Origin of the sequence: Pelagibius litoralis (genome assembly GCF_011683915.1) — a bacterium.
GTDB classification, from domain to species: Bacteria; Pseudomonadota; Alphaproteobacteria; order Kiloniellales; family Kiloniellaceae; genus Pelagibius; species Pelagibius litoralis.
The window spans coordinates 195538-208497 of sequence record NZ_JAAQPH010000010.1 but is presented as its reverse complement, the minus strand read 5'-3'; the positions used below and the strand labels follow the sequence as shown (position 1 = coordinate 208497).

Genomic DNA, 12960 nt, shown 5'->3' with positions numbered 1-12960 from the left:
TTCAGGTCCGCCGTAGCGAGAGCGTAAGCGAACCAGAGTTCAAGCGACATGGGTAACGACCCGCTGTTTGGGCTGGGTGATACGACCTCGGCAGCGTATCGCCGTGGATCAGTCGCTGTCTTTCTTCTTCGCCATCGCGCCGCGCAGGCGGTCCTGAAACTTGCCGCCGTCCTGTCGCGTTGCCAGGAACTGTCGCACCGCTTCGCCCGCGGATTCCTGGTCGTACGGCTCCCAGCCATCGACTTTGGTCAAGACGTGATTGAGGACGCGTTTGTCAATACGCCCGCGCAGGGCCCTCAACTGACTTAGCAGGTGCCGACGAAGATCTTCTGAAGAACCGCTCATCCGGGTCGCTTGCTGGTTTCCTGAGGTGCAGACCGCCTGCCTCATTTTTGTCACTCTACCGGGCTAAAGGGCAAACTTTCGTTAACGCCTTCCGTTTGTCTATAAGCTAGGATTTGCCCCGCTTGGCGGCTTGCCTGGCGCCGGGCAGGGTGGTAGAAAATGCTCCCGTCTCGATCAAAGAATGCGCGATTTCAATTGGTTAGAGCTGCGATCCGGCAAGCCCGGGCCAGTTTCCCGCCGACCCCGCTGAAATCGCCTTGCGAGAACAGGGCGTAGAACAGTAAGCGAGAGTGTTAACCGAGTATGTCTCTGGGCCTGCATGAAAACCGCGTACGCCGCCGCCGGCGCTTCTGGTGGGGGGTGACCAAGTGGTCGCTGGCGCTGGCCCTGATCGTGGCGGCCGGAGCTTATTCCTACCGCATCGGGTCGCAGTTGGCGGCGCGCGATGTGACCAAGGCCGAGCAGCGCATTGTCGAGCTGACAGCCGAGGTCGCCGGCCTTGAGGGGCAGTCGTCGGCTTTGGCCGCCGAACTCGCCAAGTCCAAGGAGGCCATTGCGGCCTGGCAGGCGCGCTACGAGCAGGAAGTGCCCACAGGCTTCGTGCGGGAGCTGATGGCCATGGTGCAGAGTAAGCTCAAGGCCGGGGCGGATGAAGAGCGTTTGGCTTTTCTGATCTCGGCTGCGGAGAAACCGCGCGCCTGTGATGACCAGCCGGAAACGAAACGCTTCATCGTCACGACCCCTTTGCAAAAGGGGGCCAACGACGCGGTGAGTTTTGCCGACCGTAGTATCACGGTGACCGGCAGTGGCACTGCAGCGCGTGATGCGAGCGGCAATATCGAGGCCTGGTACGATCCGGGTCAGCCGGTGTCCGTGGCCTTCACGGCGTTGGGTGGCAAGTCGGTGACAGCCGAAGGAACGTTGCCGCTGCATCACTCCGTTGTCGTCGGCAGCAACGAGTATCGCTTCACCTTCCTGCCCGGTGCCCGCGGCTTCCTGAGTGTAACCGCCGACCGCTGCGACTATCCCTGACTCTGACCAGATTGGCGATCCGATTTACCGGACCGCTGCCCCTGCGCGATCTGTAGGGCAAAGGGCCGGCGGCTTTGCCGCTGCGCTTCCACAGCCTGCCGGGGGCGTGCTAGATTTTCTCCCGCCGGCCTTCGCCGGGTGAGGTAATGACTTTGCGCTTTTCCGCCGCCCTTGCTCTTTTTCTTGTCTCCGCGCTTTGCCTGGACCTGTTCCTCCCGTCGGTTTCCCATGCCCAGACGACCACCTCGGCTGACACCTCATCGGTTCTGGTCGATCAATGGACCCGAACGCTTGATCTCGTCGAACAGCAACTGCGCCGTGCCGACACGACGGCAGAGAGCGCCCGGCGGTTTCTGGACCTGACGGCGCGGGTGCGCAGAGAGGCGACTGAGATCAGGACGCTGGCGCAGGAAAGAATCAGCGGGCTGGAGCGCCGGATGGAGGTTCTGGGGCCTGCCCCGGAAACGGCGGAAGAGGCGGAGGCGGAGGAGGTCGCCGAGCGGCGCCAGGCTCTCGATCAGGAATTGAAGGGCCTGAGAGCGCGCCTGGCCCAGGCCAACCTTGCCATCGTCCGCTCCGACGAACTGGACCGGCTGGTTGGCACGCTGTCCCAGAAGAAGCGTTTTGAGGCCCTTTTCCAGGTCTATCCTTTTCCCTGGTCACCGGATACCTGGATCCAGGGTGTGCCCGAGTTCTTCGTTGTCATCGAGAAGATTGCTCGCTCCCCCATGACTTGGTGGCAGGGCCTGGAGAGCGAAGAGCGTCGCAATGCAGTACCCTACCGGATAGCGATCATTATCATCGTGGCCGTGTTGATTGGTTGGCTGCTGCGCCGCTGGTTGCTCACCCGCTACGACCGCGATCCGGCACTTTCGGAACCGAGCTACAGCCGCCGGCTGGTCGCGGCCATCGCCAACGCAATGGCGCGGGGTATCGTACCGGCCCTGTTGTTCGGCGGCCTGCTTTATCTCGCCCTCGCCAGCCGGGCGCCTGACCAGAGCCTGTTCTGGGCGCTCGTCTCGCTGTTCTTCGCGGTCATGGTTTTCTTCTCGCTGGCCTGGGCGCTGCCCTATGCGGTGCTCTCGCCGGACATGCCGCAGTGGCGGCTGCTGCCGGTATCGCCCGACAATGCCCGCGTCCTGGGACGCCGATTCACGCTGCTCGCCGCGCTTTTTGCTGTCGAGATCTTCATGACCGAGGCGCACAGCCAGATCGGCGTGACGGATACGTACTTCTCCCTGGCGACTTTCGCTCTGAATGCTCTGCCGGCCCTTGTGCTGATCGATATGACCCGCCGCCGGTGGTGGTTCATGGCTGCGGAGGCAGGCAGTCAGAAGGAAGGGGGTCAGGAGGAAGGCGGGCCGCCGGAACCGAGGATGTTCGTCCAGTCGGGGTTCTGGCGCCTGGTGCGGCGCCTTACCATGATACTGGCGGCGGCCAGCATCCTGGCTTCCTTGGTTGGCTACGCGGATCTTGGCGACTTCCTGCTGTCGAACCTGGTTTTGAGCGCCATCAGTCTTGGCGGCATCGTTATCCTGCGGGGGCTGGGGCGAGAGCTTATCGGCGCTTTCCTGCGGTCCGATTTCATGCGCGACAACCTGGAAATTCGCCATGTCGCCCGCAACAGGATCAAGTTCTGGCTGCGCACTTTGCTGGATGCGGTCTTTGCCGTGGCCGGGGCCTTCCTGATTGCCTCTCTCTGGTCATCGCCCTTCGGCGAGTTCTGGACCGAGGCCCGCAGGCTGCTCACCGGTTTCACCATCGGCGGCGTGACCATCGCTTTCACCGACGTGCTGGCGGCCATTATTGTCTTTGCGCTGATACTCATCGTCACCCGTTTGAGTCAGCGGTTTTTGCGCACCAAGGTCCTGCCGGAGACGGGGTTCGATTCTGGCGTCCAGCATTCGCTCGCTGCCGGTTTTGGCTATGTCGGCATCATCCTGGCGGCGGTTTTCGGTATTTCCGCCCTGGGTATCGACCTTTCCAACATTGCCCTGATCGCCGGCGCGCTTTCCGTCGGTATCGGTTTTGGTCTGCAGACGATTGTCAGTAATTTCGTTTCGGGCATCATCCTGCTGATCGAACGGCCGATCAAAGTCGGCGACTGGGTGATGGTCGGCGCCAACGAAGGCTACGTCAAACAGATCACCGTGCGCTCGACGGAATTGCAGACCTTTCAGCGTGCTTCCGTCATCATTCCCAATTCGGACTTCATCTCGACCGCGGTGGTGAACTGGACCCACAAGGATCACTATGGGCGCATCGAGGTGCCTATCGGCGTGGCCTATGGTTCGGACGTCGAGAAAGTGAGGGAAGTTCTGTTGGGCTGTGCGGCGCGCCACGAGAGAGTTCTGACCTCGCCCGAACCCCATGTGCTGTTCATGAACTTTGGCGCCAGCAGCCTCGATTTCGAACTGCGCTGTTTCACAAATGAAATCAGCTATCGCGTCATCATCGCCAGCGACTTGCGGTTCGACATCGATCGATCGTTCCGTGAGGCCGGGATCGAAATCCCCTTTCCGCAGTCCGTCGTTCACTTTGCCGATCAGGCGGCCCAGTCCGCGGCACCCCCCTCTACCGCGCGCCCATCCCCTTCTGCAGGCCAGCCGGAAGACCCGTCGGCGTCGTAACCGGGCGCGGGATTGGACATTTCCAAAGGCTGATCTATCTTTCTATTCTGGGGAAAGCTGCATAAGTGGCAGCTTGGTCGGAAGTGCCGTTGTAGACGGCCGCTCGCCTTTCGGGGATCGGCGATGGATGAAAACCAAGAGCATCCGCTGCTCGACCGGCTCAGGCGCCGGCTTGCGGAGGGGGCGCTCAGTCGGCGTGGGTTCCTGCGTTTCGCCACTCTGCTTGGCGTCGCGGCGCCGCTTGCCTATCGAATGGCAGGTCTTCCCGGTAGTGAAGCCGTCGCTGCGACAACCTCCGGTACGGAACCCTCCGGCGGCCGCCTGACTTTGGGGATGCGCGTTCAGCAGGTCGAGAATCCTCACGCGCTCAGCTGGCTGCCGCCGGCCAACCTTGTCCATCAGGTCTGCCAGCCCCTGACCTGGACCGGCTTCGACAATGTGACCCGCCCCTATCTGCTTTCCTCCTGGAAGGTTTCGCCCGACCTGCGGTCCTGGGATCTCTTCGTTCGTCGGGATGTCACCTGGCACAGCGGCAGGGCCTTCACCGCCGACGACGTTATCTGGAACCTGCGTCATCTGCTCGACCCGGCGACCGGTTCTTCGGCCATGGGGATCATGCAGTCGTACATGCTGACAGACGGTCCTACCGGGGAACCGGATGGTCCCCCGCTGTGGGATGCTTCTGCGATCGAGAGAGTCGACGACTTCCAGGTCAGGCTGAACCTGAAGCGCCCGCAGGTCGCCGTGCCGGAACATCTCTTCCACTACACCGATGTGATGCTCGATCCGGAAGAGAACGGACGCTTCGGCGTCGGCTCCAACGGAACCGGTCCCTTCACCCTGCGGGAGCTCGTTGTCGGCGAGCGGGCATTGCTGGGCGCTGCGCGGACTGCGTCCAACCGGCGCCCTTGTGTTGACGAACTCGCCCTGATCGACCTGGGCGACGAGCCTGCTGCGGCGACGGCGGCGTTGCTGTCCGGCCAGATCGACGGTTTGGACCGCTGCGACTATTCGGTGGCCGAAAGCATGGCGGGGCAATCCGGTTTCCAGGTGCACCGCAGTGCCACGGCGGCGACGGCGATGCTGCAGATGAAGGTAACCCGGCCTCCCTTCGACGACCTTCGTGTGCGCCGGGCCATGCGCCTGGCCATCGATCCGGCGGAGATCACACGGCTGGCGCTTAGAGGCTTCGGGACGCCGGCGGAACATCATCTGGTATCGCCTATTCATCCTGACTATGCACTGCTGCCGCCGCTGCGGCGTGATGTCGATCAGGCGCGGCGCCTGATCGCGGAGGCCGGCTATCCCGATGGTATCGACATTGAGATCACCTGCAAGAACTGGCCAAGCTGGGAAGCTTCGGCGGTTCAGGTCATGGTCGAGCAGTATCGTCAAGCGGGCATTCGCTGCGCCATCGAGATCCTGCCGGCGGCCCGCTTCTGGGATGTCTGGGACAAGGCGCCGCTTGCCTTTGTCGAATGGGCGCCGCGCCCCCTGGGCTTCATGCTGATGAGCCTTACCCTGCGCTCCGGCGTGCCCTGGAACAGTACCGGCTTCTCCGATGCTCAGGTCGATGCGCTGATCCAGGAGGCAGAAGCGACGCTGGATGTGGATGCCCGCCGCGCCATCCTGCGGCAGTTGGAGCAACGCGTACAGGATATTGGTCCTATGGTGCAGCCGGCCTGGCTATCCGTGGTCACCGTGATGTCGAAGCGGGTGAGGGGTTTTCGCCTGCATCCCTCGACCCTGCTTTCGGCGGGCGACTATGCGGTGATATCTTAGCATTTGCTTCAGAAAGGCGGTTGCGTCTGCCGCCGGGACGCCTAAACTCCGCAACCCCAAAAGGCTTGAGGCGGCCTGGCGGAGCGGCATCGCCGCCCGGCCGGACCTTAATCGATATGGAGTGGAAGAGGCGTTATGCAAGACGGCTATGCTGGTGATCTGCGCCCGGCGGAGGCCTGGGCCCTGTTGAAGGAAAACCCCCAGGCGGTGTTGGTTGACGTGCGCACCATGCCGGAGTGGAACTTCGTTGGTCTGCCCCGGCTGGACAGCCTTGGCAAGGAGACGGTTTGTGTTTCCTGGCAGGTCTTTCCCGATATGGCCATGAATGCCGGTTTCGCCGCGGAGGTTGCGGCGCGCGGGGTTACCAAGGACCAGACCGTGCTGCTGATCTGCCGCTCCGGCGTGCGGTCGCGTTCGGCGGCCATGGCGCTGACGGCTGAGGGCTTCGGTCCCTGCTACAACGTTGCCGAGGGTTTCGAGGGCGACCGTGACGATACCCTGCATCGCGGCTCCGTCGGCGGCTGGAAGGTGGCCGGCCTGCCCTGGGCCCAGGGCTGAACGGGGGGCTGAACGTCGCGCTCAATGCGGGGCAGGATTGCAAGAACAGGACTATGAAAGTGCCTAAGGATTCAAACACGACGCGGCGCTGGCGCCCGCAGACGGAATTGGTGCGCGGCGGTCAGGCCCGCAGCAGCTTCGATGAAACCAGCGAAGCGCTCTACCTGACTTCCGGCTACGTCTATGCCTCGGCTGAAGAGGCGGAGGCCGCCTTCAAAGGCGACAAAGACCGCTTCATCTATTCGCGCTATGCCAATCCGACCGTGTCGATGTTCGAGGAGCGGCTGCGCCTGCTGGAAGGGGCCGAGGCCTGCCGCGCGACGGCCAGCGGCATGAGCGCCGTCTTCGCCGCCCTGCTCTGTCAGTTGAAGGCGGGAGACCGGGTCGTTGCTTCCCGTGCGCTCTTCGGTTCCTGCCATTACATCGTCGCCGAGATGCTGCCGCGCTACGGCATCGAAACGCAGCTTGTCGACGGCACCGATCTGGATGCCTGGGAAGCGGCGCTGAAACCGGGGGCGACTTGCGTATTTCTGGAAACACCCTCCAACCCGACCCTGGAGATCATCGACCTGAAGGCGGTTTGCGATCTGGCGCATGCCGCCGGCGCGACGGTGGTGGTCGACAATGTCTTTGCCACGCCGATGCTGCAGCGGCCCCTCGATTTCGGTGCCGATGTGGTGGTCTATTCCGCCACCAAGCACATCGACGGCCAGGGCCGCACCCTGGGTGGGGCGATCCTCTCCAGCGAGGCCTTCATCAAAGATCATCTGCAGATGCTCTATCGCCACACCGGCCCCTCCATGAGCCCTTTCAATGCCTGGGTCATGCTGAAGGGTCTGGAGACGTTGGACCTGCGGGTTGAGCGCCACTGCGCCAATGCCCTGGCCGTGGCCGAATTCCTGGAGCAGCAGCCGGGTGTTACCCGGGTACTCTATCCCGGCTTGGACAGCCACCCTCAGGCGGCCTTGGCGAAAACCCAGATGAAGGGCGGCAGCAGCCTGGTGGCCTTTGAGGTCGAGGGCGGCAAGGCCCGCGCTTTCCGCCTGTTGAACGCCCTGGAGGTGATCGACATCTCCAACAATCTGGGCGATGCCAAGAGCCTCGTCACCCACCCGGCGACCACGACCCACCAGCGCCTGCCCGTCGAGGAACGTGCCGAGCTGGGGATCGGCGAAGGCCTGCTCCGCCTCTCCGTCGGCCTGGAAGACCCGGCCGACCTGATCGAGGATCTGGAGCTGGCGCTGAAGGCCTGAGGCTGCGCCCTATCCGACGGTGTACTTCTTGGAGACGCGGTCGACCGGTGTGCCGTCGTTCAGCGGAACGCCGGGCTCGACGCTGTAGGTCCGAAAGCCCATCTTGTCGTAGTAAGCCAGCCCGCCCGTGTTGTCCGCGCGAATGGTGGCGTTGATCGCCGCGAAGCCGAGGCCCCTGGCAAGCGGTACGGTTTTGGCGAAGAGGGCGGTGCCGGCGCCGCGTGTCTTGGGATGGACCCTCGCAAAGGTCGCGACATCCACCCAGCCGTCGGGCAGTTTGCTGTTGCGTACCAGGATCTGAAAGCCTGCCGCCGACCCTGCGGCGTCTTCCACCATGAGACAGCTTATGTGGTCTGCTCCGCCGAGGAAGTGATCGCGGAAGGTGCCGTGGGTAAAAGGCACTTCGTTCGCCGTCGTACCCCCGATCCCTATGATCTCGTTCAGAAGGTCGCAGAGCGCGGGAACATCGCTTTCTTCCGCGGGGCGAACCACCAGGGCCTGTGCCCTTGTCTCGGTCTGTTCGTCATGCAGTGCCATTTAAAGGTCCCTCGCCGCTTCCGATAGTACCCGCAGTTTCTGCATCGCCAGGTCCCGCCCCAGGTGGCCCAGCCCACAGTCCGGGCCGGCGATCAGCCGTTCCGGCGGCAGGTGCTTCAGGGCCGCCTGCAGCCGCTCGCGCAGTTCCGCCACGCTTTCCACGCGGCTGCGGGCGATGGCGATGACGCCGAAGATGACCCCGGTGTCCCTGAAACAGTCGAGCAGGCTGAGGTCGTTGTGGCGGTGGGCGTCTTCGATGGAGACCACATCGACGCGCGATGCATCGACCGCCTCGGCCAGTTCGAAGTAAGCCCGGGGGTCGGCCTTGGCATAGTCTTCCTGATCCAGGTGGTTGGGATAGCCGCAGCACATATGCATTGTCTTGGTAACGTGGTCGGGCACGTTCTGCCAGCAGCGGTCGATATGCTCCAGACCATAGTCCAGGGCAGCCTGGGGCTTGCGGGCGAAGAGCGGCTCGTCGATCTGGATGTGACGGCAGCCGGCCTCGGCCAGGGCCAGCACCTCGGCGTTCAGCGCCGCGGCCAGGTCCTGCCCCAGCGCCCGGGCATCGCCGTAGTGTTCGTCCGCTGTGGTGTCGGCGATGGTCATGGGGCCGGGCAGGGTGATCTTCACCGGCCTTTCGGTGAAACTCTGGGCGACCTTCCAGTCATGGGGCAGGAAGGATTCGCGCGCCGCGATCGGGCCGCGGATGGTCGGCAGGTCGGTCTCATAGGCGCCGCCGCGCAGCACCCGGTGGGTCAGTTTCTCGAAGTCGAAGCCGTCGAGATGGCGGCAGTGATAGTGGACGTAGTTCTCCCGCCGGACCTCGCCATCGGTCGGGATATCGATGCCGCAGGACACCTGGTCTTCGATCACCTGGCGGGTGCCCTCGGTGAAGATCGTCTCGGCCTCCTCGCCCAGGCGCTCCAGGGCCGTTGTATAGGCCGTGGTGGCGACGGAGCTGTCCATGGCGCCGGGATCGAACCAGTCCGGTACCTTCACGCTCTCCGGCTTCGGGTAGGCCCCGATGGTGGTGGTCAGCAGCGGCATCTCCGGACTCCCCCGAATTCCTCAGTCGGTCACGGCGACAACGCTAGCAAAGCGGTCCGCTGGCCGCCAGGGCTGTGCGTTCAGACAAGAGGGTGGAATCAGGGCGCAGCGTAGCCGGCGGTCTTTTCCTTCAGCGCGGCGATCAGGGCGTCTATGCCCTCGCGTTCGACGATGCCGCTGTATTCGGAGCGCCGGGCGGCCAGCTCGCTGTACTTGGCATCGAGCAGAATGTCCACCAGCCGCCAGCCGTCGCCGTCCGTGCCGGGCCGGGCGAGGTAGTTGATCGGCACCGCTTCGCCGTCGCTCTTCACGATCTGGTTGCGCACCAGCACGGCGCCGCGCCGTGCCGGCTGTTCGCCCAGGACCTCGAAGCGCTCGCCGGAGAAGCCGTCGAAGCGGTCGGCGAAGACGGCGATGCTGAAATCGCCGAAGGCCGCCGTGAAGGCTTCCTGCTGCGGCGGTTTCAGATCGCGCCAATGGCGGCCCAGGGTGATGCGGGCCATGGTGGCGAAGTCGAAGACTTCCCGCAGTTCCGGGGCCAATTGGTCGTAGCGGCCCTGGTAGCCCAAGGTCTTGGCGCTCTGCATCGTCTCCAGCAGGGCCGTATTCAGGCGCTCCACGGGGGCACTGGCGCTCTCCTGCGCCGCCGCCGGTGTGGCGGCGACCAGAAAGGCGCAGGCTAGAAAGGCGAGGGCGCGGAAGTTGGGCAGTTTCATAGCAGGTCTCGGTTTCCGGATCTCATCAGATGTACGAACGAATGTTCGGTCTGCAAGGAATTTTCTATTCCCCCGCCCACTCCCGCCGCTTGCCGTGCCTTGTCGTCGCGGGCAAGCTGGCGGCTATGACAACACTGGTTACCGGAGGCACGGGCTTCGTCGGCTCCGCCGTCGTACGGGCGCTGATTGCCCGGGGGGAGCGGCCGCGCTGCCTGGTGCGCCGCAGTGGCGACCGGCGCAACCTCGACGGGCTGGCGGTCGATCTGGTCGAGGGCGACCTGACCGATGCCGACTCGCTGGAGGCGGCGCTAAGGAACTGCTCCACCCTGTTCCATGTCGCTGCCGACTACCGCATCTGGGTGCGCGATCCGGCGGCGATGAACCGGGCTAATGTCGAAGGCACGAAGCAGCTGATGCAGGCGGCTCTGCGCCAGGGCGTCGGACGGGTGGTCTACACTTCCTCGGTCGCTGTGCTGGGCAAGGTGGCGGGCGGGGCACCGGCCGATGAGGATACGCCGGTCGGGCTGGACGACATGATCGGCGTCTACAAACGATCCAAGTTCCTGGCCGAGGAACAAGTTCGCGGGATGCAGCGCGACGCGGGGCTGCCGGTGGTGATCGTCAATCCGTCGACCCCCATCGGACCGCGCGACGTAAAGCCGACCCCGACCGGGCGTTTGGTGGTGGAGGCGGCGGCGGGGCGCGTGCCGGCCTTCGTCGACACCGGACTGAATGTCGTCCATGTCGACGATGTCGCCGCCGGGCATCTACTGGCGTATGACAAGGGCGTGATCGGGGAACGCTACCTTCTGGGCGGCGAAAACCTCGGGCTTTCCGAAATCCTGTCTGTCGTCGCCGCGCTGCGGGGACGCCGCGCGCCGAAGATCCGCCTGCCGCGCAGGCCGCTTCTGCCCTTTGCCCACCTGGCCGAGGCCTGGGCCAGGGTCAGCGGGGGCAAAGACCCGATGCTGACCGTCGATGGGCTGAAAATGGCGGCCAAACCGATGTATTTCCGCCACGACAAGGCGGCGCGTGATCTTGGCTACCAGCCGCGCCCGGCACACGAGGCGATCCGCGAGGCCGTCGAGTGGTTCGAGCGCGAGGGATATTTAGGTTAGCGCCCTATTTTGGCCCTATAACCCCACGGCGTTTGGGGTGGTGTTGCGGCGCAAAATCGCTAGACTGGCGCGGTTCGGTTCCCGATTTCCTGACCTTTTTTGGAGTCTCGCCTTGGCGGTTCCCCTGATACAGCAGCTGCGTGTTGGTGCCTACATCATGAAGCAGCGCCTGATGCGCAACGAGCGCTATCCCCTGGTGCTGATGCTGGAGCCCCTGTTCCGCTGCAATCTGGCCTGCCCGGGCTGCGGCAAGATCGATTATCCGGACGAGATTCTGAACCGCCGCCTGAGCGTCGAGGAATGCATTGAGGCGGTCGAGGAAAGTGGCGTGCCCATCGTCTCGATCCCCGGCGGCGAGCCGCTGATCCATAAGGAAATGGACCAGATCGTCGCCGAGTTGGTGAAGCGCAAGCGCTTCGTCTACCTCTGCACCAACGCGCTGCTGCTGGAAAAGAAACTCGATCTCTTCAAGCCCAGCAAGTATCTGACCTTCTCCATCCATCTGGACGGCCTGGAGGAAGAGCACGACCGGGCGGTCGACCAGAAGGGCGTCTTCAAGCGCGCGGTAAAGGCGATCGAAGCGGCCCGCGACCGTGGCCACCGGGTGAACGTGAACTGCACCCTTTTCAACAACGCCAAGCCGGAAGAGGTTTCGGAGTTTCTGGACTTCGCCCGAGACCTCGGCGTCGAGGGCGTCACCATCTCGCCGGGCTACGCCTATGAGCGGGCGCCGGACCAGGAACACTTCCTCAGCCGGCGCCAGACCAAGGAGCTGTTCCGCGACGTCTTCCGCCGCGGCAAGGACAGCAAGTGGCGCTTCTCCCAATCCAGCCTGTTCCTGGATTTTCTGGCCGGCAATCAGAGCTATCACTGCACGCCCTGGAGCAACCCGACCCGCAACGTCTTCGGCTGGCAGCGTCCCTGCTATCTGCTGAACGAGGGTTATGCGCCCAGCTTCAAAGCCCTGATGGAAGAGACCGACTGGGACGGCTACGGCACCGGCAATTACGAGAAGTGCGCCAACTGCATGGTCCACTGCGGCTTTGAGGGCACGGCGGTTGCCGACACGGTGAAGCATCCCTTGAAGGCACTGAGGGTAGCGCTCAAAGGTCCCGCTACCGAAGGCGAGATGGCGCCGGAGATCGACCTCAGCAAGCAGCGTCCGGCGGTTTACACCTTCGAGGAATTCGTCGCCGAAGCCGCGACCCAACGGCCCGAAGCGGCCGCCAAGGGCAGCGCTTCTTCAACCGAAGCCGCCGAATAGAACCTCCGTTTCCTGACCGAGACTCTGGAGCGTCGCCAGTGCCCTGTCAGTGCGCCGGGAGAGGCGCAGGGCTGCCGGCAGATCCCATGGCCGGCGCAACAGGGCGGCGGAGGCCTTGAGCCTGTCCGGCTCGCCCTCGGAGGTAACGACCTTTGTGACGAAAGACGGCAGCGCATCGCCTGCCATATCGGCGATGGCGCGCAGGGCGAGAAAGGGGACGCCGCTGCGGGCTGCCACGGCTGCCACGGCGTGGCTCTCCATATCGACCGCCTGGCAGGCACTGGCCGCAAAGGCGGCCGCTTTGTCATTGGTGGACAGCAATACTTTCGCGGAGCCCAGGATTGAACCGCCGATGGCGACGGCTCCGCCCTCCCTGAGGTTTTCGCTCACCGCCTGAAGCCAAACCCGGTCGCAGGGATGGCGCTGCCCGCCGGGTGTCACGACGGTCTCCGCAAGGATAAGGTCGCCGGCTGTCAGCCGTGGATCGAGGGCCCCGGCGATGCCAAAGCTCATCAGCGCCGTGGCGCCCTCCGCCAGCATCTGCCCGGCCAGCTTCTCGGCGCGGGCGCTGTCGGCACCTGCGCAGACAACGGAAATTCCGATACCACCCGCGATCAAGCGGGCTTCGGCGGCAAGGCCGGTGATGATTCCAAGCTTGGCGGGGCGGGCGCTCAC

Annotated in this window: 12 protein-coding genes; 7 read left to right on the top strand and 5 right to left on the bottom strand. The window is 64.1% G+C overall.

Annotated features, from left to right (window positions below; translation table 11 throughout):
• Nucleotides 1-108: 108 nt before the first annotated feature.
• Nucleotides 109-390, bottom strand: a complete 282-nt coding sequence (locus HBA54_RS14695; RefSeq protein ID WP_167225860.1) for a hypothetical protein — start codon at nt 388-390, stop codon at nt 109-111.
• Nucleotides 391-648: 258 nt separating this feature from the next.
• On the opposite strand from HBA54_RS14695, the gene HBA54_RS14690 reads away from it, so the two are divergent.
• From HBA54_RS14690 to HBA54_RS14670, 5 genes are all read left to right on the top strand, one after another.
• Nucleotides 649-1377, top strand: coding sequence for a hypothetical protein (locus tag HBA54_RS14690; RefSeq protein ID WP_167225858.1), 729 nt, complete (start codon nt 649-651; stop codon nt 1375-1377).
• Nucleotides 1378-1523: 146 nt separating this feature from the next.
• Nucleotides 1524-4007: a mechanosensitive ion channel domain-containing protein gene (locus HBA54_RS14685; RefSeq protein WP_167225856.1), complete on the top strand. Its 2484-nt coding sequence runs from the start codon at nt 1524-1526 to the stop codon at nt 4005-4007.
• Between the two features lie 123 nt (nt 4008-4130).
• The gene (locus HBA54_RS14680) at nt 4131-5789 is read left to right on the top strand and encodes an ABC transporter substrate-binding protein (RefSeq protein ID WP_167225840.1); all 1659 of its coding nucleotides are present in this window, start codon (nt 4131-4133) and stop codon (nt 5787-5789) included.
• A 135-nt stretch (nt 5790-5924) separates the two neighbouring features.
• Nucleotides 5925-6347 carry a rhodanese-like domain-containing protein gene (locus HBA54_RS14675; protein ID WP_167225838.1) on the top strand — a complete coding sequence of 141 codons (423 nt, stop codon included), beginning with the start codon at nt 5925-5927 and terminating at the stop codon, nt 6345-6347.
• Nucleotides 6348-6400: 53 nt separating this feature from the next.
• Nucleotides 6401-7600: an O-succinylhomoserine sulfhydrylase gene (locus HBA54_RS14670; protein WP_167225836.1), complete on the top strand. Its 1200-nt coding sequence runs from the start codon at nt 6401-6403 to the stop codon at nt 7598-7600.
• 9 nt (nt 7601-7609) lie between these two features.
• Here the strand turns inward: HBA54_RS14670 and HBA54_RS14665 are convergent, their stop codons facing one another.
• The 3 genes from HBA54_RS14665 to HBA54_RS14655 form a co-directional block, all read right to left on the bottom strand.
• Nucleotides 7610-8137 (bottom strand): GNAT family N-acetyltransferase, encoded by a 528-nt coding sequence (locus HBA54_RS14665; RefSeq protein ID WP_167225834.1) that lies wholly within the window; start codon nt 8135-8137, stop codon nt 7610-7612.
• The gene (locus tag HBA54_RS14660) at nt 8138-9187 is read right to left on the bottom strand and encodes a cobalamin-independent methionine synthase II family protein (protein WP_167225832.1); all 1050 of its coding nucleotides are present in this window, start codon (nt 9185-9187) and stop codon (nt 8138-8140) included.
• Between the two features lie 98 nt (nt 9188-9285).
• Entirely contained in the window at nt 9286-9903 is a 618-nt protein-coding gene (locus tag HBA54_RS14655; RefSeq protein WP_167225831.1) for an ABC transporter substrate-binding protein, read from the bottom strand.
• Nucleotides 9904-10028: 125 nt separating this feature from the next.
• Here HBA54_RS14655 and hpnA point away from each other — a divergent pair, with 125 nt between their 5' ends.
• On the top strand, nt 10029-11021 hold the full coding sequence (hpnA, locus tag HBA54_RS14650; RefSeq protein ID WP_167225829.1) for a hopanoid-associated sugar epimerase: 993 nt from the start codon (nt 10029-10031) through the stop codon (nt 11019-11021).
• A 112-nt stretch (nt 11022-11133) separates the two neighbouring features.
• Entirely contained in the window at nt 11134-12285 is a 1152-nt protein-coding gene (gene hpnH / locus HBA54_RS14645; protein ID WP_167225827.1) for an adenosyl-hopene transferase HpnH, read from the top strand.
• Here the strand turns inward: hpnH and HBA54_RS14640 are convergent.
• Nucleotides 12265-12960, bottom strand: a complete 696-nt coding sequence (locus tag HBA54_RS14640; RefSeq protein WP_167225825.1) for a phosphorylase family protein — start codon at nt 12958-12960, stop codon at nt 12265-12267. The genes hpnH and HBA54_RS14640 overlap by 21 nt on opposite strands.